The organism is Winogradskyella forsetii, assembly GCF_013394595.1.
Classification (GTDB): domain Bacteria; phylum Bacteroidota; class Bacteroidia; order Flavobacteriales; family Flavobacteriaceae; genus Winogradskyella; species Winogradskyella forsetii.
Genome location: NZ_CP053348.1, coordinates 1,871,626 through 1,895,774, shown reverse-complemented (window position 1 = coordinate 1,895,774; position 24,149 = coordinate 1,871,626). Strand labels below are relative to the sequence as shown.

20 protein-coding genes are annotated in these 24,149 nt (G+C 33.4%); 13 read left to right on the top strand and 7 right to left on the bottom strand.

Annotated features, from left to right (window positions below; all coding sequences use genetic code 11):
* Genes asnB through HM987_RS08240 form a run of 3 tightly spaced genes read left to right on the top strand, consistent with a single transcriptional unit; the run spans position 1 to position 3,698 of the window.
* Entirely contained in the window at positions 1–1,908 is a 1,908-nt protein-coding gene (asnB, locus tag HM987_RS08250; RefSeq protein WP_179006909.1) for an asparagine synthase (glutamine-hydrolyzing), read from the top strand.
* Between the two features lie 3 nt (positions 1,909–1,911).
* Positions 1,912–3,051 carry a glycosyltransferase family 4 protein gene (locus HM987_RS08245; protein ID WP_179006907.1) on the top strand — a complete coding sequence of 380 codons (1,140 nt, stop codon included), beginning with the start codon at positions 1,912–1,914 and terminating at the stop codon, positions 3,049–3,051.
* Between the two features lie 26 nt (positions 3,052–3,077).
* The gene (locus tag HM987_RS08240) at positions 3,078–3,698 is read left to right on the top strand and encodes a sugar transferase (protein ID WP_179006906.1); all 621 of its coding nucleotides are present in this window, start codon (positions 3,078–3,080) and stop codon (positions 3,696–3,698) included.
* 12 nt (positions 3,699–3,710) lie between these two features.
* On the opposite strand, the gene HM987_RS08235 is transcribed toward HM987_RS08240, so the two are convergent.
* The gene (locus HM987_RS08235; RefSeq protein WP_179006904.1) at positions 3,711–4,367 is read right to left on the bottom strand and encodes an HAD family hydrolase; all 657 of its coding nucleotides are present in this window, start codon (positions 4,365–4,367) and stop codon (positions 3,711–3,713) included.
* The gene (locus HM987_RS08230) at positions 4,351–5,322 is read right to left on the bottom strand and encodes an ATP-grasp domain-containing protein (RefSeq protein WP_179006902.1); all 972 of its coding nucleotides are present in this window, start codon (positions 5,320–5,322) and stop codon (positions 4,351–4,353) included. Before HM987_RS08230 ends, HM987_RS08235 begins: the two co-directional genes overlap by 17 nt.
* Positions 5,323–5,723: 401 nt before the next feature.
* Here HM987_RS08230 and HM987_RS08225 point away from each other — a divergent pair, with 401 nt between their 5' ends.
* From HM987_RS08225 to HM987_RS08210, 4 genes are read left to right on the top strand one after another with little or no spacing between them, the layout of a single operon-like run.
* Entirely contained in the window at positions 5,724–6,848 is a 1,125-nt protein-coding gene (locus HM987_RS08225) for a DegT/DnrJ/EryC1/StrS family aminotransferase (protein ID WP_179006900.1), read from the top strand.
* Entirely contained in the window at positions 6,845–8,740 is a 1,896-nt protein-coding gene (locus HM987_RS08220) for a polysaccharide biosynthesis protein (RefSeq protein WP_179006898.1), read from the top strand. The genes HM987_RS08225 and HM987_RS08220 overlap by 4 nt, the downstream gene beginning before the upstream one ends.
* A 28-nt stretch (positions 8,741–8,768) precedes the next feature.
* Complete coding sequence (locus HM987_RS08215) at positions 8,769–9,545, top strand: polysaccharide biosynthesis/export family protein (RefSeq protein ID WP_179006896.1); 777 nt, start codon at positions 8,769–8,771, stop codon at positions 9,543–9,545.
* 28 nt (positions 9,546–9,573) lie between these two features.
* Entirely contained in the window at positions 9,574–11,910 is a 2,337-nt protein-coding gene (locus HM987_RS08210) for a GumC family protein (protein WP_179006894.1), read from the top strand.
* 258 nt (positions 11,911–12,168) lie between these two features.
* Here the strand turns inward: HM987_RS08210 and HM987_RS08205 are convergent, their stop codons facing one another.
* Positions 12,169–13,341: a proline dehydrogenase family protein gene (locus tag HM987_RS08205; RefSeq protein WP_179006892.1), complete on the bottom strand. Its 1,173-nt coding sequence runs from the start codon at positions 13,339–13,341 to the stop codon at positions 12,169–12,171.
* A 91-nt stretch (positions 13,342–13,432) separates the two neighbouring features.
* Between HM987_RS08205 and aroB the strand changes: the two genes are divergently transcribed.
* A complete protein-coding gene (gene aroB, locus HM987_RS08200; protein ID WP_179006890.1) occupies positions 13,433–14,503 on the top strand; it encodes a 3-dehydroquinate synthase in 1,071 nt (356 codons plus the stop codon).
* Here the strand turns inward: aroB and HM987_RS08195 are convergent.
* From HM987_RS08195 to HM987_RS08185, 3 genes are all read right to left on the bottom strand, one after another.
* Entirely contained in the window at positions 14,500–15,018 is a 519-nt protein-coding gene (locus HM987_RS08195; protein WP_179006888.1) for a DinB family protein, read from the bottom strand. The two genes, aroB and HM987_RS08195, sit on opposite strands and share 4 nt — an antisense overlap.
* 65 nt (positions 15,019–15,083) lie before the next feature.
* On the bottom strand, positions 15,084–15,566 hold the full coding sequence (locus HM987_RS08190; protein WP_178988413.1) for an Lrp/AsnC family transcriptional regulator: 483 nt from the start codon (positions 15,564–15,566) through the stop codon (positions 15,084–15,086).
* Positions 15,567–15,641: 75 nt separating this feature from the next.
* Positions 15,642–16,787, bottom strand: coding sequence for a M14 family metallopeptidase (locus HM987_RS08185; RefSeq protein WP_179006886.1), 1,146 nt, complete (start codon positions 16,785–16,787; stop codon positions 15,642–15,644).
* Positions 16,788–17,090: 303 nt separating this feature from the next.
* Between HM987_RS08185 and HM987_RS08180 the strand changes: the two genes are divergently transcribed.
* The 5 genes from HM987_RS08180 (at position 17,091) to HM987_RS08160 (ending at position 21,472) form a co-directional block, all read left to right on the top strand.
* A complete protein-coding gene (locus HM987_RS08180; protein WP_179006884.1) occupies positions 17,091–17,477 on the top strand; it encodes a helix-turn-helix domain-containing protein in 387 nt (128 codons plus the stop codon).
* 56 nt (positions 17,478–17,533) lie between these two features.
* Complete coding sequence (locus HM987_RS08175; RefSeq protein ID WP_179006881.1) at positions 17,534–17,920, top strand: hypothetical protein; 387 nt, start codon at positions 17,534–17,536, stop codon at positions 17,918–17,920.
* A gap of 188 nt (positions 17,921–18,108) precedes the next feature.
* Entirely contained in the window at positions 18,109–18,900 is a 792-nt protein-coding gene (locus HM987_RS08170; RefSeq protein ID WP_179006879.1) for a TerC family protein, read from the top strand.
* 159 nt (positions 18,901–19,059) lie between these two features.
* Complete coding sequence (locus tag HM987_RS08165; protein WP_179006878.1) at positions 19,060–20,508, top strand: MBOAT family O-acyltransferase; 1,449 nt, start codon at positions 19,060–19,062, stop codon at positions 20,506–20,508.
* 1 nt (position 20,509) lies between these two features.
* On the top strand, positions 20,510–21,472 hold the full coding sequence (locus tag HM987_RS08160) for a hypothetical protein (RefSeq protein WP_179006876.1): 963 nt from the start codon (positions 20,510–20,512) through the stop codon (positions 21,470–21,472).
* On the opposite strand, the gene HM987_RS08155 is transcribed toward HM987_RS08160, so the two are convergent.
* Entirely contained in the window at positions 21,469–24,144 is a 2,676-nt protein-coding gene (locus HM987_RS08155) for a DNA gyrase/topoisomerase IV subunit A (RefSeq protein WP_179006874.1), read from the bottom strand. The genes HM987_RS08160 and HM987_RS08155 overlap by 4 nt on opposite strands.
* Between the last annotated feature and the right edge of the window lie 5 nt (positions 24,145–24,149).

Sequence of the window (24,149 nt, the reverse complement as noted above, 5' to 3'; positions counted from 1 at the left end):
ATGTGTGGAATTAACGGCATTATAGCTAAAACCAATCGAAATAAGGACGAAATATCGTCTATCCTTAATACTATGAATAATTTAATTATTCACAGAGGTCCAGATGAAGATGGTCTATTTTCTGAAGAAAACGACCAATTTACCGTTGGTATGGGAATGCGAAGACTATCTATTATAGATTTATCTTCTGGTAAGCAACCTATTTTTTCAGATGATAAACAAATCGTTATAGTTTTTAATGGAGAAATCTATAATTATAAGGTATTAAAGGCAAAGTTAGAAGCAGAAGGTGTCTCTTTCAAAACATCGAGTGATACTGAAGTTATACTGAAAGCTTACGAAAAATATGGAGTAGAATCTTTTCAGTGGTTAGATGGCATGTACGGTTTTAGCATTTATGATAAAAATATCAATAAGCTATTTATTGCTCGTGATTTTTTTGGCGAAAAACCCTTGTATTACATACATACGGATAAGGAATTTATTTGGGCTTCAGAATTAAAGTCTATCATAAATACTATTGATTTTACACCCAACATTTCGAAAAAAGGATTGAATCTTTATTTTAGATTGACTTATATTCCTGCACCACATACCATATATGAAAACATTTTAAAGTTAGAAGCTAATCATTATATTGAATATGATTTAGCCTCACATAATACAACTATAAATAAAATAAACGCTGAACCAATACCGAAAACTATTGATATTTCTTTTGACGATGCAAAAGCAAAAACCAAAGATTTAGTTTATAAAAGTGTAGATAGCCGTTCTATTGCAGATGTTGGTTTAGGAACATTTTTATCTGGTGGTGTAGATTCTTCAATTATTTCACTCTGTTTAGCACAAACCACGGATAAGAAAATCGATACATTTTCTATCGGATTTAAAAAAGCATCGTATGATGAGACCGATAAATCGAGGGTGGTTGCTAAACTATTAAATAGTAATCATCATGAGTTCATTATAGATGAAGACGATCTTAAAAATAATATTCACGAAATTTTAGTCAATTTTGATGAACCTTTTTCAGATACGGCAGCCTTACCTACACACCTACTCTCCGAAAAGACAAGAGAACACGTAACGGTTGCATTAACTGGTGATGGTGGCGACGAAGTATTTGGTGGTTATAATAAATACTATATTGGAAAAATGAACAAAAGGTACTCTAGTATGGTACCAAAAGCCCTTCATAAAACTATTGCCGGTCTTAGTAACAAATATCTGATTGACAAGGATGATTCTCGTGGAAGAAAATTTCAAATTAATAAATTACTAAATGCTATAGATTATGATGGTGCTTTCTATTGGGATATTATTTCTTTAGCAAACACAAGTAATCAATTGGCCGAAATAATGTCTCCTGATTATTTTGATGCCAATGTTTTCCAAGAATATAAAGAAGTACTTGGAAAGCAAAAGACAGAAACCCTTACAGATTTTAGACTTGTAGATAAAATATTAAGTCTAGAAGGTGGTATGCTGGCAAAAGTGGATCGAACCAGTATGCTGACTTCTCTAGAATGTAGAGCTCCATTTCTAAATAGGGATTTATGGGAGTTTACCAATACGCTACCAGAAAACTATTTAATGAAAGGTTGGAACAAAAAACACATTTTAAAAGAAGCCTTTAGAGATCAGTTTCCTGATGAATTTTTAGAAAAAGGGAAAAGTGGATTTGGTAGCCCAACAGGAGATTGGCTAAGACAAAGTCTCAGAAAAGAACTCGAGGGTTACATAGAGCCAGAATTGCTTAAATCACAGGGCATCTTTAACGTAGAAGTAATAACAAAATTAGTAAAAGATCATTTGGACAGTAAAAAAGATAGCACCTTTAGAGTATGGTCTTATTACTGCTTTCAAAAATGGTACAAATATAATTTCCTTAAACATAATGAATAAGAGATGGATAATAAAAACATAATGATTGTAGCATCACTATCTGCTTCATTAATAAATTTTAGAGGAGATTTTATTAAGAGTTTAGTGGATAATGGATATATGGTTTTTGCAGCAGCACCAGACCATCCTAGCAATATTCGTTCTAAACTTGTTTCACTTGGAGCTACACCATTACAATTTAATTTAAATAGAACTGGTCTCAACCCCTTTAAGGATATGACCTCTATTAGCGAATTAAAAGGATTAATTAAAGACAATAATATAGATTTAGTATTTCCATATACCGTAAAACCTGTTATTTATAGTTCGATTGCCGCAAACCAATGCAACGTGCCAGTGGTTTCATTAATTACGGGCTTAGGCTATGCCTTCACAGGTTTATCTACTAAGGCCAGATTATTACAGCGGTTTAATGAAACCTTGTATAAATTATCAATTCGAAAGAATAAGGTGATCGTTTTTCAAAATAAAGATGACCATCAATTATTCTTGGATCGCAATATTATTTCCAAGGAACAGAGCGTAGCCTTTGTGAGTGGTTCTGGTGTTAATCTTAATCAATTTTCATTTCAAGAAAAAAATACTTCAGATAAAGTCAGTTTTCTTTTGGTGGCGAGATTGATTAAGGAAAAAGGAATCGCTTTATACATGGAAGCTGCCAAAATTTTGAAAGCGAAGTATCCCCAAGCAGAATTTCATTTAATTGGTGCAACAGAAACCTCCCCTTCTGCCATTAGTGAAAATGAAATAAACGAATTGCATAAAGAAGGCATAATTGTATTTCATGGTAAACAAAGAAATATTGAAGAGCACCTTCACAAAAGAGATGTTTTTGTACTACCAAGTTATTACAGAGAGGGCTTACCAAGAACTACTTTAGAAGCTTGTGCATGTGGCAACCCAATTATAACAACAGATTCTGTTGGCTGCAGGGAATCAGTCAAAGAAGGGATAAATGGTTTCCTAATCGAACCTCAAAATCTTGAAGCCCTTATTAAACCAATGGAATATTTTATAACCAATCCAAAAAAAATAAGAGAAATGGGCATAAACAGTAGAAAATATGCAGAAGAACGTTTTGATGTTGATATTATAAATAAAGATTTAATAGATATAATCAACTATGTTCTGCAGCAATCATAAATATTATCCACCTATAATTTCATCACATGGAACTATACCTAAGTATAAAACGTTTTTTTGATTTTTTAGCAGCTTTGGTAGGACTCATAATTGTTTCTCCACTATTGCTGACATTAATTATTGTATTGGCGATTTCCAATAATGGAAAACCCTTTTTCTATCAAACGCGAACTGGTATAAACGGGAGGCTCTTTACCATTATTAAGTTAAAAACCATGAACGATAAAACGGATAAAGACGGTAATCTATTGCCTGTAATTTATCGCATTACTAAGATGGGTAACTTTTGTAGAAAATACTCTTTGGATGAAATTCCTCAGTTGATTAATATTTTAAAAGGCGATATGAGCCTAGTGGGTCCGCGCCCGCTTTTGCCTAAGTATTTGCCACTTTATAACAAACGACAAAATAGAAGACACGAAGTTATACCTGGTATTACAGGTTGGGCACAAGTTAACGGTAGAAATGCGATTAGCTGGGAAGAAAAGTTTGAGTTTGATGTATACTATGTAGATAACCAATCTTTCTTATTGGATTTGAAAATAATTTTTAAAACCATAGACAAGGTTATCAGTAGAAAAGATGTCAATAATTCTGATAATGACGACATGCCTATATTCACAGGCACAAAGGAGCGTAATATCTAAATTTTATAGCATTTAAATAATATTTATTTCATTATATACAATAATGAATTGTTGAGGTTGGTGGGCATTATCCAAATATTTATGCGCATCACAATGAATATTCTTACCATTGTCTATCAATGCCACAGTGTTCCAACCTAAGACATTAGGTGCAACAAAATCTTTCTTTAAATTATCAGCTATATAATAATATTCGGATGCTGGTAGAGCTTTTTGAATCGCTTTAAAATTCTCTACGCTAGGTTTTTCAGAACCTATTTCTTCGGATATAATGATCTTATCAAGGTATTTTAAAATATTCAAACTCTCAAGCTTCGCTCGTTGGGTTTTAGAACGACCATCTGTGATTATCCCTATTTTTCCACCTTTGGCTTTTATAGCTTCAAATACGTCTAAAACACCATCGAACAATTGGATGTTTGGATGGTGGCTTCTATACATCTCTATTAAGAAACCCATCTCTATTGTGTAGGTATTTACAATAAATTCAAAAACATTAACCCTACTTCTGTATAATGAAAACATTTTAGAATACAGCGGTTTCCAATCCTCAGGTTCAAAATGTACCGCAATAGACTTATATGCAGATGTTAGATAATCCAGCTCATTATATAATGTATCATCTAAGTCGAAAACGATAACAGTTTGATCATTAACCTTTATATCCATGCACTAATATTTCATCATCATATCTAATCATTAATAAATCACTTTCCCATACATCAAATTGTTCTGCTATCGATTGATCTAGCATATATTCTTCTATGATCCATTTAGAATAATTTGCTCCAGACAAATAAGTTAGTGGATAACCACCTCCAAATCTAGGATTGATCTCAATCGCAAAAATCTTTTCTTCATCAGTTCTATGTAAAAAAAACTGGGCAGTAAGACATCCAACAGCGCCATCAATAAAACTTAAGTTTTTCTTTAAGTAAGATACTAAAATATTTCTGACTGTCAAAGCTTTATACACTTCGCCATCTCGCACTTCTACTCTTTTTCTTGGTACAACGCATTTCAAACTATGGTCTTTTCCATAATATAAATCGCATGTAAATTCATCGTACTCATCATGATCTAAATACTCCAAGAACATTAATTTGTCATTACTAAAATGATATTCAGTCAAATCCTCTTTGGACCTAATAATGTAGGTATCGACACTCCTACTACCATCCGTTGGTTTAATAAAAAGTGGTAATTGGTAATCGTCTTTAGCATATTCTTTAGCCACATTGACATTTTGTGATTCAAAAAATCGATGAATAATCCTTTTATCCCGGCATTTTGATACAAAATCAGCGGAAGAAACAACAACTGTGATCTCTTCACTAGCAAACCGCTCTTTATAATTTGCTAGCGTTTGCAATTCAGTATCTATAGTTGGTATCAACAAAACGATATCATGCTTTTTGCAATAATCTATTAGTATGGATATATAATCTGGGTGATCTAATGTAGGTACTTCAAAGTATCCATCTGCAACCTGACAAGCTGCAGATAATTCAGGACTAGAATCTGTGGCAAATACTTTACTCTCAAGGCTGGCCTTTTTCAATTCTTTTTGAAATGATCTTACAAGTGATACTCTGCGACCTGCGGAAGTAATTAAGATATTCATGCGATGGGTTTAGTTCTCCAATTTCTTTATGGGCTGACAAATATAAGATAGAATAAATTATCCTTATTAAAGTTACGGTATATAACCGAAAACTAAGTTATAATTTAAATTTACCCTTACTTTAATTGAAGGAATAATCTTTCATTACTAGTACAGAAGATTAATAACTATATTGAATGCTGTTATTAATAACCATGAGAAAAACTAACCAAAGCTCTAAAAAGGAATTTATTTTACAATTGATTACCGTTATCAACGTAAATATTTACATTTAAACGTTTTAATTTGGGGTGTTCCAACATAATGCCGCATATTTATCCCATAATTTGATCGTGTCCCAGATCCCTCTATATGACATGAAATTGAATAGTAATTTTTATCATTACTTAACAATTTTACTTATGAAACCTAAAATATGGCTATCATCACCACACATGAGTGGTAATGAACAATCTTACATAAAAGAAGCTTTCGATTCTAATTGGGTAGCCCCTTTAGGTCCGAATGTTAATGGATTTGAAAGCGATTTACAATCTTATCTTAACAATAACATACATGTTGCCGCTTTAGCATCTGGCACTTCTGCCCTACATTTAAGTCTTATTTTGTTAGGAGTTAAACATGGAGATGAAGTGATCTGCCAGAGTAAAACATTTTCTGCTTCAGCTAACCCAATAGTATACCAAGGCGCTACTCCTATATTTGTAGATAGCGAAAGAGACACTTGGAATATTTGTCCTCAACAATTAGAAATTGCTATTAAAGATAGAATGGCAAACGGAACGAAACCAAAAGCCATTATCGCAGTTCATTTATATGGCATGCCATATAAAGTTGATGAAATCAATGAAGTGGCATCTCGATACGATATTCCAATTATAGAAGACAGTGCAGAATCCTTGGGAAGTCGCTATAAAGAAAAAAAATGCGGAACTTTTGGGGATTTTTCAATATTATCATTTAATGGTAACAAAATTATAACCACTTCAGGAGGAGGTGCTATTGTTACAAAAACTATAGAAAATAAGGAAAAAGCCGTTTTCTTAGCTACACAAGCTAGAGACAATGCTCCACATTATTTACACTCACATATCGGCTATAATTATAGAATGTCTAATATCGTTGCAGGTATTGGTCGTGGACAAATGACCATTTTAGATAGTCATGTAGCTAAACGCCGTTCTAATCATGAATTTTATTTTAATGCCTTTAAAAACAATAACAAAATCACATTTTTAAAAGAACCAAATGGTTTTTTCTCAAACCGTTGGTTATCTTGTATTCTTTTAGATTCTAAAAGTACACGAGAAGGATTAAGACTGGCCCTAGAAAAAGAAAATATTGAGTCAAGACCGCTTTGGAAACCAATGCATCAACAACCCGTATTCAAAGGTGCTCCACGGTATCTCAATGGTGTTTCGGACGAGTTATTTGAAAAAGGCTTATGTTTGCCTAGTGGATCCAATTTAACTGATGCTGAATTAGATAGGGTTGTTTCCGCAATAAATACGTATTTTGTATCATGATTGTTAAATTTTTAAATAAAATATCGCAGAAATATGCCTCTAAATGGCTAGTGCTTTTATTTGATATAGCGATCATCGTCGCAACGTTTTTTATGGCGTATTTAATTCGATTCAACTTCGTAATTGAATTCGACTTTTTTACACTTTTTAAACAAATCCCTTATGTTGTTGCCGTTTCAGCCATTAGCCTCATAGCTGTAGGCTCTTACAAAGGTGTTGTTAGATTTACAGGATTTAAGGATATCGTTAATCTCATCATTGGAGCGAACATATTGGCAACTATCCTTATATGTTGTACATTTTTAAGTAGACGATATCTCGGTGAATCGAGTATTTTGAATATATCGGGCTCTATAATCTATATTCATTTATTGCTGAACATTTTATTCCTCATTGGAGCGAAACTATTTATAAAATCCCTTTATAACCATATCACACAAGATTTTCAATCTATTTCCAATGTTTTAATATTTGGCGCGGGTAATTCAGGAATGTTAACCTATGATGCCATTAGAAATGACACCAAAAATGGCGTCGAAGTTGTCGGTTTTATTGATGATGATGAACGTAAAATAGGTAAGAAAATAAACCTATTAAATGTCTATAGTATTGATTCTATTGATGAAGATTTCATTGAAAAGCACAAGGTTGAAGAGGTTATAATTTCAATTCAAAATATAGATCCTACAAGATTGCTACAAATTACAGGTAGTCTTTTTTCACTTGGACTTAAAGTGAAGATTGTTCCTCCTGTTCAAAGTTGGATTGATGGCGATTTAAGCGTAGGCCAAATAAAAGAAGTTAAAATTGAGGATCTTTTAGGAAGAGATCCTATCAACATCAAAAACCCAGATTTAGAAGAACAATACGATAACAAAGTCATCATCATTACTGGAGCTGCTGGATCTATAGGAAGTGAAATCTGTAGAAAAGTGAGCTTGTATAATTATAAAAAATTAATCCTCGTAGATAATGCTGAGTCTGCACTTTATGATATTCAACAAGAATTTAAACAACAAGGTTTAGAGAATATTGATGCCATTGTTGCTGATGTGCGCAATAGAACTAGAATAGACCAAATATTCAACCTATACAAGCCAAAAATTGTCTTTCACGCAGCCGCATATAAGCACGTTCCATTGATGGAAAACAATCCTTTTGAAGCTGTTAGTGTAAATATTGGAGGCACTAAAAATGTAGCCGATATAGCCGTAAAGCATAGTGTTGATAAATTTGTGCTAATCTCTACAGATAAAGCCGTAAACCCAACAAACGTCATGGGAGCGACTAAGCGTATTGCGGAGCTTTATGCCACTTGTCTGAAAGGAAAGGGAAGTACAAAGTTTATCACTACAAGATTTGGTAATGTTTTAGGATCGAATGGTTCTGTAATTCCATTATTTAAAAAGCAAATTGAAAAAGGAGGCCCATTAACTGTAACACATAAAGATATAACACGCTATTTCATGACTATTCCAGAAGCCTGTCAGCTAGTTCTTGAAGCTGCTGCCATGGGTAATGGTGGAGAAATTTATGTCTTTGACATGGGAGAACCTATAAAGATTTTCAATTTGGCTACCAATATGATTATTCTTTCCGGTTTACGCTATCCTGAAGACATAGATATTAAAATCACAGGTTTAAGACCTGGGGAAAAAATTTATGAAGAGCTTTTGGCTGATGGAGAGAACACCAAGAAAACGTACCATGAGAAAATAATGATTGCTAAATCGAGACATGTAGATATTAGCAATGTAGAAAAACAAATTAATAAACTCACCACTATAAACTCTTTAACACAGCCATTAGAAATTGTATCTTCGATAAAATTTTTAATACCTGAATATATTTCTAACAACTCTACTTACGAAGTTTTAGATCAAAAAAAATAAGCCCTTTTTAACCTATAAATTAACTCCAATGAAAATACGTATTCTTATTATTTCGATATTAGCGATTATTACCGCTTCCTCATGTGCATCAAGAAAAAAAATAGTTTATTTTCAAGATGAGGCACTTGAAGATGGGCAGTTAACTACCGAACCATTACAATTAACATATAAACCAGACGATATATTAACCATAAATGTTTCTGCTCTAGATCCAGAAACCGTAAGACCATTTAATCTACCAACGGTGTCGAATAATACAAACGATTTAATAACCGCTAGAAGTTCGACGCAACAACAAACCTACTTGGTAGACTATAATGGTAATATTGAATTCCCTGTATTAGGAACTATTAAAGTTGAAGGATTGACACGCACAGATTTAACAGCATTACTTCTAGAACGTATTAAAGTTATGGTTAATGACCCAATAATTAATGTTAGATTGGCAAATTTTACAATCACTGTCATAGGTGAAGTTGCAAATCCGGGAACTTTTACTATACAGGACGAAAGCATAACGCTTTTAGAAGCTCTTGGGTATGCTAATGATCTAACCATATTTGGTAAACGAAAAAACGTTTTGCTAATTAGGGAAGTCGATGGAAAAAAGAAATTTGCAAATATTGACCTAACTTCTATAAACACAGTAAATTCGCCTTTTTATTACTTACAGCAAAACGATGTTATTTACGTAGAACCCAATAAAGCAAAAATCAGATCTTCCACATTTAATCAAAACAACGGTGTATTAATATCGGCTATTGGGACACTTACCACAATTATCGCCGTTTTCTTAGTAAAATAAATTTAGATTTTAATAATAGTAAACGTTTATGAAAAGCAATTCTAAATTAGCTAATAACGAATTAAAAGAGCAATTTGAATTAATTTTATCTTATTGGAAGATAATTTCTTTAAGCTTAATTATAGCCATATTTTTAGCATTCACTTTTTTAAGATATGAAACATCTCAATATAAGGCCAACGCCACTATAAAAATTAAGGATGAGAAACAATCTCAAAAATTACCAAGTTTAGAAGACGTTTCTAGTAAGGGTTTATTTGCTAATGGCTCGAACCAGATTATTGACGAAATAGAGGTTATTCAATCAAGATCGTTAATGACTAACGTCATAAAAAAACTAAATCTTAACATAGAATATTATTCACAAGGCCAGATTAAGGAATTGGAGATTTATAAAAACCCTCCTTTGAAACTAAATTTCTTCGCTGGTGATTCTGTAATACACAAAGCGGATACTACCCTTTATATTAAGGTAGTTTCAGCTTCAAAATTTTTAATGTTTAAAGACAATGGAAAATCACTCTTAGACAGAGACGAATCCCAAGGTAAGCCCTATAACTTTGGGGATAGAATAAAAACTGGTTTTGGAGATATGGTTGTCGTCCCAAATATCGGAAAACATGCCCCTGTGGTTGGCAGCAATTTAAGGGTTTCCCTGATTTCTGTTCGAAGATTAGTAAGTCGCTACCAAAGACGATTAAAAATTTCATCAGAAACGGGGTCTAGTGTATTAAAACTGGAATTAAGTGATAATATTCCTGATAGAGCTATTGACATTCTAAATCAAGTAATAAGAGAATACAATAACGATGTAATTTTAGACAAAGAATCCGTAATTCAAGTGACCTCAGACTTTATCGACACCAGACTTAAAGCAGTTTCTAAAGAATTACAGGAAGTCGATTTTACCGCAGAACAACTACAAAAACAAAATAAACTTACTGCTTTAAGTTCTCAAGCAAATTTATACTTAGAAAGCGAAAAGGCTACAGAAAATAAAATTAACACCACGGCCAATACCATAGAACTTATTGGTTATTTAAAAAATGAGATAAGTGAAAAGAATAAAAGCTCAGATTTATTACCTCCAAACATTATATCTGATGCAAATATTTCCCAAGTAACGAAAACTCATAACGAATTAGTTGCCCAACGCGATAGACTCCTGAAAAATTCCAGTGAACAAAATCCTATAGTCATAAATCTTAATAATCAGATTGATGCTCTGAAAGATAATCTTTCAAATTCTTTGGATAACATGGAAAGATCCAGTAAGATAACCTTAAACAATCTCAATAGAGAGGAAGCCCGAATCAGAGGTCAGTTATATAATGCACCAACAAAGGAGCGTCAATTCAGAAATATAGAGCGTCAACAAGGAATTAAGGAATCACTCTATCTCTTTCTATTACAAAAAAGGGAAGAGTCCGCAATAAGATTAGGGATGTTTTCCCCTAATGCAAAAACAATAGATAAAGGTTATTCTTCATTTGTTCCCATATCACCAAATCCAATGATAACCTATTTAGGTGCTATATTATTTGGATTGGCATTGCCTATAGGCGGCATTTATTTTCTGAGCTTATTAGATAACAAAATTCATAAAAAAGAAGATTTAGTTAAGATTCTAGACATTCCATATTTAGGGGATATTCCAAAAACGAATAAAAAACAGAAATTGGTAAGTAAAGTAGATTACTCTCCTAAAGCAGAAGCATTTAGAATCTTGAGATCTAACATCGATTTTATGCTTAATAAAACCGCTGATAATTCCAAAAAACTGTTTGTCACCTCTACGACTTCGCAAGAGGGAAAATCGCATACAAGTACCAATTTAGCCATGTCAATTTCATACTCAGAAAAATCTGTGCTTTTAATAGAGTCTGACATTAGAGTTCCTAAAATTTTGGATTATTTGAACAGAAAAGAAATAGTTGAAAAAGGTTTAACAGATTATATTGCAGACAAATCCATTAAACCACAGGATATCATTATAAAAACTGAAGACAATCCATATTTAGATATTGTACCATCTGGTACGATTCCACCAAATCCATCTGAACTTTTAATGAATGACAGAGTTGGCGATTTATTCAAATATTTTGATAAAAAGTACGATTATATTATAGTGGACACATCTGCTGTTGGTCTAGTAAGTGACACTCTGTTAATCTCAAAATATGCTGACATGTTTATTTATGTCGTTAGTGCTGATAATATTGATAAAAGGCAATTAGTACATGTGGCTCAACCTCTATATGAAGAAAATAGGCTACCAAAAATGGCCATGTTGCTAAATGGTGTAAAAATTGGAGGTAAAGGCTATGGCTATGGATACGGATATGGTACGACGCCTAAAAAATAAATAGTATTCAATTTAAAATAGAATAGATCAAGAATATTTATTGCTTGTTATAGAATTTAACAATAAAACAACATCAAAGTTCAACATTTTTGATAGTTTAGTTGTTATTCTAACGTAATTTCAGAAATTCACTTCATTTATTAAGCCTCATAATTATTAATCTAAAAAGTGTAGCTTTTAAATGTGGCTCAATCCAAAAAATTCGTTTATCGTGCCAACAAACTGGGATTAATTATTTTAGATAAAATAATCAAATAACTATAATTTCCGTCGTCGTCTTTCCGCCTTCAATAGTGATAATTCTCTACTAGTCTGACCAGAAACCGATGTATTCTCCTCTGCTCTTCTAATGAGATAAGGCATCACATCTTTCACGGGTCCGAAGGGAATATACTTAGCTACATTATAACCTTCAGCTGCAAGATTAAAACTGATGTGATCACTCATTCCATAAAGTTGACCAAACCATAGATTATTATCTTGTTTCGAAATATTGTGGGTCTCCATAAATTCCATAGCCAAATAACAACTGGCTTCATTATGTGTGCCAATAAAAACTGATATGGAATTTAAATTTTTAAGAATATAATTTAAAGTTTCATTAAAATTATCATCCGTAGCTTTCTTGTTTTCGCAAATTGGAGAATCATAACCTTTTTCCATCGCTCTTTCACGCTCCTTTTCCATGTAAGCGCCACGAACAATTTTCATACCAATTTTAAATCCTTCCGCTTCACCTCTTTGATGTAATTGTTTTAAATAATCTAAACGATCCCAGCGGTACAACTGCAATGTATTATAGACTATGGTCACATCCTTATTATAACGACGCATCATTTCTTCTACCAAATCATCAGCCGCATCTTGCATCCAACTTTCTTCGCCGTCAATAAGGACTTCTACATCTTTTTCTTTAGCGAACTTACAAACGGCATCAAATCGATTTTCAATCCTATTCCATTCAGCCGCTTCTTCGTTTGTCAAAGTTTCACCTTCGGTCTTTTTTTGATACAATTTAAATCGCCCAAAACCTGAAGGTTTAAAAACCACAATTGGCATTGCTTCCCTATCATCGCAGAAACGAATAATTTTTAAGATCTTTTCTAATGCGTTATCAAATTGATTTTCTTCCGCTTTGCCTTCAACCGAATAATCCAAAACTGAACTTACACCTTCGGTATATAATTTATCAATTACAGGCAAACAATCTTCCTCGTTAACACCACCACAAAAATGGTCAAATACGGTTGCACGTATCAATTTCTCCACAGGTAAATGTGCTTTCAACGCAAAATTAGTGGCCGCAGTTCCTATACGAACTAAGGGTTCCGACGAAATCATTTTAAATAAAAAATAAGCACGTTCGAGCTCAGAATCAGACTTTAAAGTAAAAGCCGTACCTGTGTTCTCAAAGAGTGAGCGATCTATCATAGGCTAAATAATATATGCAAATATATTTATTCTGATTGTAGTATTTTCAAAAAAGGAAGTATTTTCACAGCATCAATTAAGATTATATATAATGGATTCCATTTCGACAAAAAATGCCACTGTTTATTTTAATTCTGAAGTCTATTCAGCTCTGAATAACTATTTAAAAACTACAAAACCCTCTAAGATATTTATTCTTGTAGATACCAATACGCATGATTATTGTTTGCCTAAATTCTTAGAACGTGTTGAATCTGGAGATATAGCTGTTGAAGTCATGGAAATGCCAAATGGTGAAGAGCATAAAAGCATAGATATTTGCACAGGAGTCTGGGAAGCACTATCAGAATATAACGCAGATCGAAAGAGTTTATTAATCAATTTAGGTGGCGGTGTTGTCACGGATTTAGGCGGATTTGTAGCTAGTACTTATATGCGTGGCATTCCTTATATAAATATCCCAACTTCACTGTTAGCTATGGTTGATGCTTCCGTAGGTGGGAAAACAGGGGTTGATTTAGGAGCCTTGAAAAATCAGATTGGCGTTATTAACGAAGGCAAAATAGTGGGTATAGACACCTCTTTTTTAGATACACTTCCGCAAAACGAAATGGTTTCTGGCTTTGCCGAAATGCTAAAACACGGCTTAATCTACAATAAGGAATATTGGAATATTTTAACGCACCTAGAAAATTTAGACATTTCGGATTTGGACCGTTTAATTTATGATTCTGTCATTATTAAGAATAAAGTAGTAACAGAAGATCCTGGGGAACAAGGTTTAAGAAAAATATTGAATTTCGGACATACTCTAGGTCATGCCATAGAAAGTTATTTCTTAGAAAATGCAGATAAGACGCCTCTCCTTCATGGCGAAGCGATTGCGATTGGCATGCTATTAGAAACTTATTTATCTACCAAAATATGTGGTCTGAGCCAAGAAGAATCAGACATAATCCATACAGGTATTTTGAAAACGTTCTCTAAAGTAGAAATAACCGAACAAGACCAAAAAGTCATTGTAGATTTATTACAATACGACAAAAAGAACAGTCATGGCGTTGTAAAATTTGTGTTGCTTGAAGCTATAGGTAAACCAAAATTAGACTGTGTAGTCAGCAATGCGCTTATACGTGAAGCTTTTGAATATTATGGGAGTTAGATATAACGTTCCTTAATAATTTGAATATGATGGTTCTCATGACCAATAGTGATATAACCAAGCACTCTTACTGAAAAAGCGGCACCACTAGCCTCTCCTATTTGAAGCAAGGTGGAAGCGTCGAAACTATTAAATAATGCAATTGTTGCTTGTCGTACAGCTTTGTATTCTTCAATAAGATTTTCTAAGGTTCGTTTAACTGCAGATCCATTCGCCACATAATCATCTTGTTCAAAACCTACCATTGGACTTTTATCTCGCCTAGCAATTCGTAAAGCTCTATAAGCAAAAATACGTTCGGTATCTATGATATGAAGTAAAATATCCTTCACTGTCCACTTACCTTCAGCATAGGCATAATTATGTTTTTCTTCTGGAATATCAGAAAAAAACGATACTAAGACATTTAAATTCTCCTTTAATCCTTCAACAATGGAGCTATCTGTATTTGCCTTTTCCAGATAGGTTTTATAGTAAGGATGGTATTGTTTTGCTTCAATGGGATTCGAGCTCATAACATAAACGTAAAAAAAAAGCCCTATATCTAAATATCATAGGGCTTTTAGGAATATTGTTTTATTTAATCTAATTCATTAAAAATAGTATGCATCAAACGTTTTTTATCATTCAGACTTTCTTCCAAGGAAATCATGGTTTCAGTTCTATAAACGCCATCAATATCATCTAACATGAAAATAATCTCTTTAGCATGCATGGTATTCTTTGCTCTAATTTTACAGAAAATATTAAATTTTCCTGTGGTAATATGGGCAACAGTTACATAAGGAATATCGTAAATGCGCTCTAGAACAAATTTTGTTTGTGATGTATTCTGGAGGTAAACGCCAACATAAGCAATAAACGAATAATCGAGTTTTTGATAATCTAATGTTAATGAAGAACCTTTAATAATACCTGCTTCTTCCATTTTCTTTACGCGAACATGGACTGTACCAGCAGAAATCAATAATTTCTTTGCAATATCGGTAAATGGAATTCTAGTATTATCGATAAGCATATCGAGTATTTGGTGGTCAACTTCGTCTAATTTAAATTTAGCCATATTTTATACAATCTTTAAGGTAAAGGCAAAAATAGAACATTTAATTTAGGAATTCTATATTATATTTGAATTATTTTAAGGTATTAGTGATATTTTCTCATTATTCAATAATACGAAATCGATTTCGCCACCTATTATTAAATCAGAATTTTCTTCAGTTTTTAACAATTTACCTTTTGCATCGATTTCTTTATGACCAAATTTATTCTTCAATTTTTCAATAGCTTCAACAATCGGCACAAAATGTAATTTGCTATTAATCAGCGTTTCTTTAAATTGAATCGCGATATCAACAAGCTCATTCTCCATATTGTCTTGTTTAGCATTTCGTATAATGATATCATAAAAACACTTTGCATTTTCAGGAATGTTAAAATAAGTAACATAGTTCTCATTCCTGACGCCGTTAGTTATAACATCGAGACCTTTTAAAATTGCAATAAACATTAAACGTCTTACTTCTTCCCTTCCATAATCATTAGCATAATGACCCGCTTCATATAAAATAGTTGGCACACCAAAATTCTGAAAGGTATCTCCAACACAATTAAGATTGAAACCATCATCATAGCGACCAATACCGTTTGGAATTTCGGGTTGTAATAAATTATTGATCTCTACAATAATAGACATGGCGGTTTTCCTGTTCGTAGTTATAGAGCGCGCTTCATCTTGTGAAGGCGACAAAAACGAAAGTGTAGCTACCTTATTGGTTTCTCCAGCACTAAAAATGGTGCGTTGTCCATGAAGATTAAAACAAAAATCAGGTTTAAAGTCCTTATAAACTTGTCGTAATAATCTACTTTCTGATTGCGACAAGTCTTGAGCATCCCTATTTAAATCAACCAGATTGGCATTTAAGCGTGAATATTTTTCTGCACCATCTGGATTTAATATTGGAATAACAACCAAAGTACAACGCTCTAAAATATCTTTTGACAGTTTGTTCTCGGTTTCAAACAGATTAAAACAATCAAAAAGGGCTTTTGTCGATGTGGATTCGTTGCCATGCATTTGTGACCATAGTAATATTTTGATTGGTCCATTTCCATATTTCAAACTGTAAATTGGTCGTTCTTCAACCGAACATCCGAGCGTTGAAATTCTCGAATGTGGTAATTTTTCCAAGCACTTTTCAATCTGAGAATTGGTAATATAACGACCAGATAATTCTGGATTTTTTACAGCAGGAAATATAGTATTTAACGACTCTAAATTCATAGGACTTTATTAGTGGTTACAAATGTAATCATTTGAAAATTTACATTTGTAAACAATATTGTTTTTCAAATTTGTTACAATATTAAACAAAAAGTGTTTGGTCTTGAACCGTGTTTCCATACCACAATGCTAGGAATACGAATAAAAATATATTATAGATTTAATTAATTTAATATCATATTGTTATTATATAAAATCAAAGTATTTGTTTAGGTTTTAAAATTAAAATAAATCTTCTGTAGTGCTAAAACAAATACTATTTGTTACATTTGTAACGTTATATACTCCAATCTAAAGTTTACAATGATAAACTCTGCTGAATTTACAGAACGCCTGCAAAAAGTCATTGATTTTTATAGTGAAACCGCTTCAAGTTTTGCAGAAAAAATCGGCGTGCAACGTTCAAGTATTTCACATATTTTGTCGGGCAGAAATAAGCCAAGTTTAGACTTTGTAATGAAGGTGCTACACGCCTATCCAGAGGTTGAATTATATTGGCTAATGAATGGCAAAGGCAATTTTCCGAGTGAAACTAAAAATTCAGAGTCGACCAATTCCAATCTTCCAAAAACTAACACAAAATCAAAACCGCCTATTAGCGATTCGGATTCCCATAGCCATACGGATTCCGAAATTGATAAAATAGTTATCTTTTACAAAGACGGTACATTTAAAAGTTATAAGCCTTAATTTCTATTTCAACATAAAAGTTTAGACGAGTTGATTATCTTTGCCAAAAGATTAAAATGAAAGTATTTTCAGTAATTCTAGTGCTGCTATTGTTAACAAGCTGTTACTCCGTAGAGCGTAACTGTACCGATTTTAAGACAGGAACTTTTGAGTTTACTTATACTATAGATGGCATTGAGCAAACTTCACGTTTTAAGCGTACCGAAAACTTCAATATCGATTACCAGGAAGGAAAAGCAGATTCTTCCTCTGTTCGATGGATAAACGATTGTGAATTCGTGCTTAAAAAATTGCGGCCTACAAGTAACTCTGAAAAAGATGCTATCCACATGAAAATATTATCTACAACGGAAGACTCATACACATTTGAATACAAGCTTGCGGTAAAACGACCAAACAAACCCTTGAACGTTGAAAAAGGTGTAGCGTTTAAAATAAATTAAGTCTTTAAAGACTGAAAATTTACAGTTTCAAAAATTACAAATAGTTATTGCGCTAAAAAATTAATTATATAGAGTATAAATGACCTAATTAATCATTTAATTTTATAATGTCTATCGCAAAAATTATTAGTTAGACCAACTATTTTTTTTGACGAGAAAACGCTTAACTATTTAATTGACTATTAACCATGCTCGATTTTCTTCTCACTTCCGAAGCCATAATGGCATTGATCACATTAACCTTTTTAGAGATTATATTGGGTATAGACAATATCGTTTTCATTTCTATTGCAGCTAACAAGCTACCAGAGCATCAACGCAGCAAAGCCACTATTATTGGACTTTTGCTTGCAATGTTACAACGTATCATTCTGCTGTTCTTTGTGTCTTTTCTGGTTGGACTAAGCGAACCTTTTTATACAATTAATACGAGCTGGCTATTCATAGGAATTAGCTGGCAGGCCATAATATTATTTGCAGGTGGTTTATTTTTAATCTATAAAAGTACCTCTGAGATTCGAGAAAAAGTAGAACATCCCTCTCATGACGAAGACCAAGTTAAGTCCAAACGCATAAAATCACTCAGCAACGCTATTGTACAAATAATTATTATCGATTTTATTTTTTCAATAGACTCTATTCTTACTGCGGTAGGAATGACCAATGGACTGCATCCAAACCACAACTACACCTTAGTTTTAATGATTATTGCAGTTATGATCTCTATTGGAATTATGATTGGTTTTGCGAACCCAATTAGAAAATTTATAGAAAAACATCCAAGTATTCAGATTTTAGGCTTAGCCTTTTTAATTCTTATTGGCTTTATGCTTATTACAGAAGCGGCTCACTTATCAGAAACAGAATTCTTTGGTAAAACCGTTGGCGCTATACCAAAAGGATACTTGTATTTTGCTATAGCATTTTCACTTTTTGTAGAGTTTCTAAATTTTAAAGCCATTAAAAAGCAAAAAACATAAAAACCGATTTAATAGCAAGATTAAGGCGGTAGAACGTTAATTTATTCCACTTAACTAAAAATATGAGTTTTTTTAGGTTACGCAATTTGGGTTTCACTATATTTCGACAAAATTAACCTGTTTTTTAAAAAGGACCCAAATCTATAAAACTCTCAGTTAATGCTATTTAATTCAATAGACTTTGCAGTATTCCTACCTGTTGTTTTTATTTTGTATTGGTTTTTTTGCCAAAAGAATCTAAAGCTTCAGAACTTGCTCATCGTATTGGCAAGTTATGTGTTTTACGGTTGGTGGGATTGGCGCTTTTTGTCGCTTATCATTTTCAGCACCATCGTAGATTACTCCATTGGAGTTGCACTTTCAAAGGGTGGCAGCCATAAAAAGCGTAAACTTCTTTTATGGGTTAGTATCCTCGTAAACCTTGGATTCCTTGGGTTTTTCAAATATTACAACTTCTTTTTAGACAATTTAATTACGGCATTCACATTTTTTGGAACCGAATTACAGGCCAGTTCATTAAAAATTATATTACCAGTTGGAATAAGCTTCTATACATTTCAAACTTTAAGTTATACCATAGATGTGTACAGGGAAAAATTGACTCCTACCAAGAATTTTATAGCATTTTCTGCTTTTGTTAGTTTCTTCCCTCAGTTAGTTGCTGGACCGATTGAACGCGCCACAAACTTATTACCTCAATTTTATACTAAGCGCAAATTTGAATACAGTAAGGCTGTAGACGGATTGCGTCAGATCCTTTGGGGCATGTTCAAAAAGGTGGTTATTGCCGATAACTGTGCCGAATTTGCAAATGAATTTTTTAATAACCACACTGAATATGGCGGAAGCGGGCTATTACTGGGCGCTTTATTCTTTACATTCCAGATTTATGGGGATTTTTCTGGTTATTCGGATATCGCTATCGGAACATCTCGATTATTTGGATTTGACTTAAAACAAAATTTCGCTTTTCCTTATTTTTCGAGGGACATTGCTGAATTTTGGAGACGTTGGCACATATCATTATCGACCTGGTTTAGAGACTACCTCTATATTCCTTTAGGAGGAAGTAAAGGTGGTACAGCCATGAAAGTTCGCAACACGTTTATAATATTTATTGTGAGTGGGTTTTGGCATGGTTCCAATTGGACTTTTATTGTTTGGGGAGCTTTGAATGCCATTTATTTTCTACCGCTATTATTAGCAAAAAAGAACAGGTCAAATATCGGAGCTGTAGCAGAAGGTCAATTTTTACCTTCGCTAAAGGACATGGTCAACATTGCTTCGACCTTTTTACTAACGGTTCTTGCTTGGGTCTTTTTTAGGGCAGATTCTGTCAATCATGCTATAGAATATTTAATAGGTATTTTCTCTAAAAGCTTATTTGCAATTCCTGAATTCGAAAATAGAACACATGCTATTGAGGTTTTAATACTCATAGGATTTCTAATGCTCATAGAATGGCTAGGAAGAGAGTCTCAATATGGTTTAGAAAAATTAGGACTAAATTGGAATAGAAACTTAAGAATGGCTTTTTATTTGGGCATTGTATGTTTAATATTCTTATTTATTGGTAAAGAACAAGAATTCATTTATTTCCAGTTTTAGTATGAAGGGTTTTATCAAAAAAATAATCGTCTTTTTAGTTTTAGCTATACTAGTTGTAATAGGCATAGTCATAGGGTCTAATTATATTGCAAAAACCCAATCGCGTTTTAAAATTAGCGAAGACATATCAACGTTAGTGCTTGGTCATTCACATTCGCAGTGCTCGGTAAATGATTCCATTCTTAAAAATAGCATTAACTTATCTGCTTCTGGCGAATCGTATTTTTATAACTACCAAAAATTAAAAAAAGTTGTAGGGGCAAACAGTCACATAAAAACCGTATTCATAGAATTTGCAAATAACCATGTCGATAGCGTAATGGATGATTGGACATGGGGCTTTGAAAAGATGTCATTCTACCTTCCCTTTTACAGTCCATATATGGATTCTGAAGATTTTAATGTGCTATTAGAGCATAATTCTACCGATTTATTCGCTAGTTACTCCATAGCCACCAGAAAACATTTATATCGTATATTGAATGGTAACTATGATTTAATCGATGACATTGGAAGTTTTGCGGCCTCAAAACAAAGCAAAGTTGAAGAATTGATTGCTAAAAATAATTTCAACCCTACGTTATCTAAAAGTCACACACTTTCTGAAACCAATCTTAATTATTTAAGAAAAATGATTGAGTTTTGTAGAGAAAATAATTTACGTGTTTTTCTTATAAGAAGCCCTCAGCATCCATTATATGCAGACTTGAGCAATGAAGCCCTATACCAAAACGTGAAGAATACAAGATTCGAAGATGTTGATTTATTGGATTTCGATGCCATGCAATTTCCTAATAAGTATTATTTGGATTTGCATCATTTAAACTATAAAGGCGCTAATCAATTTACCACACTATTCAATGATTTGCTTAAATCCAACCTACTAAATACAGATGATAAGCAAGCCATTATAGATGCACGTATTGAAGATTTCAATACCAAACAGATTAAGCCAAGCTTTTAAAATAAGGTGACCTGCCCTTGATCATCAATATCTAAATCATCGTCATCGCTATTATTTTCAGAAGCTTTAGGTTGTGTTTTATTTTCAGAACTTGAATCCTTTTTATTTGAATTGTTAACCGTTTCTTCATCCACCATTTCTAAATCATCAGCGTGTATTTCTTCGGGTGCTTCATAAGGCAAAGAAGCCAACAAACTTACTTGATTAATTTTCTCTTTAGTCAACTGATTTCCAAGTGCATTAATTCCTTTTACTGAAATGAATTCTTCAAGGTTAACTTCCATGTTATCCTTACGCTCCTTACCTCTTTCTTTTGTAAATTCAACCTCGGCCATTGGTCGCCAATCTGTAGAAACAATTTCCAATTGCGAATCGGCATGATCTGATATAAAATACTCTTCTTTACCTTCTTGTTCTATTAAGAAACGCTTAACGTAGTAACGTTCTTTCTCGCCGTCGTAATAAATTGCTGAAATCGGTTTATTAGGAATCCATTTTTCCAGTACAATCATATCACTATCAAAATGGGTAGTCAATTCTGGAATGATAGTTTTTGCCATTCCGGATTGATTAATAATAAGAAGCCTGTCTTCGCCTCTGAACTCACCAATCAACTCACCTCTTTCATCAACATTAAGACGCTGAACAGCATCATCGAACCAAATTTTACGAGGCTTTAAGGTTGAAACTCCTTTTTCTTTTAATTCCACACGTTTAATGGCATGCTTAGTAACACGATTACCTTTCGAAGATCTCCCTTTGATGAGAATATCTGAAAAATCCAGATCCCACTTTAATTTTTTAATACTCCCTACCTGGCGCAACATAATAGTTACGACTTCAGCCTCTCCATTTGGATTGGCTGAAAAATACCAAACCTCAGAACCTTTATTGCCATTGGCTAAATCATATTCGCGGTCCCTAGTCATGCTAGTTACTGCAAAACGCTTTACGTACGTTGGCCCTTTTTTACCGTCGCGATAAATCATGTTATAAATGGTACGCTTATCTTTCTTCTTAAAAACGGCGACATGGATGATGTTTTTCCCAACAAAGATTTTGGAATCTACTTTAGAAACCATCATTTTACCTTCTTTTGTAAATACAATGATGTCATCGATATCACTGCAATCACAAACGTATTCGTCACGTTTTAAAGAGGTGCCCACAAAACCTTCGGCTCTGTTAACATAAAGCTTCGTGTTTCTGATGACCACTTTTGTAGCATCAACATCTTCAAAAATTCGGATTTCAGTTTTGCGCTCCTTGCCTTCTCCGTATTCTTTTTTAAGTCTTTCAAAATACGCTATAGCATAATCGATTAGATGGGCTAAGTGATGTTTTACTTCAGCAATTTGATCTTCTAAAGCATCGATTTTTTGTTGTGCTTTATCAATATCGAATTTGGAGATACGCTTAATTCTAATCTCGGTCAAACGTGTAATGTCTTCAACCGTAATGGCACGTTTTAAATGTTTGATATGCGGTTGGAGTCCTTTGTCAATGGCGTTGATCACACCTTCCCAAGTTTCTTCTTCTTCAATATCACGATAAATTCGTTTTTCGATGAAGATACGTTCCAAGGATGCAAAATGCCATTGCTCCTGAAATTCTCCCAATCTTATTTCCAATTCTTGCTTTAAAAGCTGAACCGTATTATCCGTGGAACGACGTAACATCTCCGTAACACCAACAAAATAAGGCTTGTTGTCTTCAATAACGCAACCTAATGGCGAAATGGAAGTTTCACAATTTGTAAACGCATACAGTGCATCAATGGTTTTGTCTGGCGATAAACCTGACGGTAGATGAATTAAAATCTCAACTTCAGCAGCTGTATTATCTTCAATTTTCTTGATCTTGATTTTACCTTTATCATTTGCCTTTAAGATCGAATCAATAAGTGAAGACGTCGTTGTTCCAAAAGGTATTTCAGTAATTGCCAAGGTATTTTTATCGTGTTGCGCAATTTTTGCACGAACCCTAACCTTTCCGCCACGCATACCATCATTATAGTTGGTAAAGTCTGCTATTCCAGCGGTTGGGAAATCCGGTAAAATGGTAAAACGCTTCCCTTTAAGGTGCTTTATGGAAGCCTCTATCAGTTCTATAAAATTGTGTGGTAATATTTTTGTGGATAAACCAACAGCGATCCCTTCGCCACCTTGTGCCAAAAGCAACGGGAACATAACCGGTAAATTTATAGGTTCTTTCCTCCTACCATCATAAGAAGCTTGCCATTCTGTAATTTTTGGATTATAAACGACGTCTAAGGCAAATTTTGAAAGTCGAGCTTCAATATAACGCGAAGCTGCAGCACGATCGCCTGTTAATATATTTCCCCAGTTTCCTTGGGTATCTATCAACAAATCCTTCTGACCGATTTGAACCATGGCATCCGCAATACTGGCATCACCGTGAGGATGATATTGCATAGTGTGACCAACAATGTTCGCCACCTTATTGTAACGTCCATCATCTAAATCTTTCATGGAATGCATAATCCGTCGTTGTACTGGTTTAAAACCGTCTTCAATGGCTGGCACAGCACGTTCCAAGATTACATAAGAGGCGTAATCCAAAAACCATTCTTTGTACATTCCGGTAACCTTTGTAATCGTTTCCTGATTACCACTATCTTCATTTAACAACTCCTCATGTTCTTCTGCCATGTATG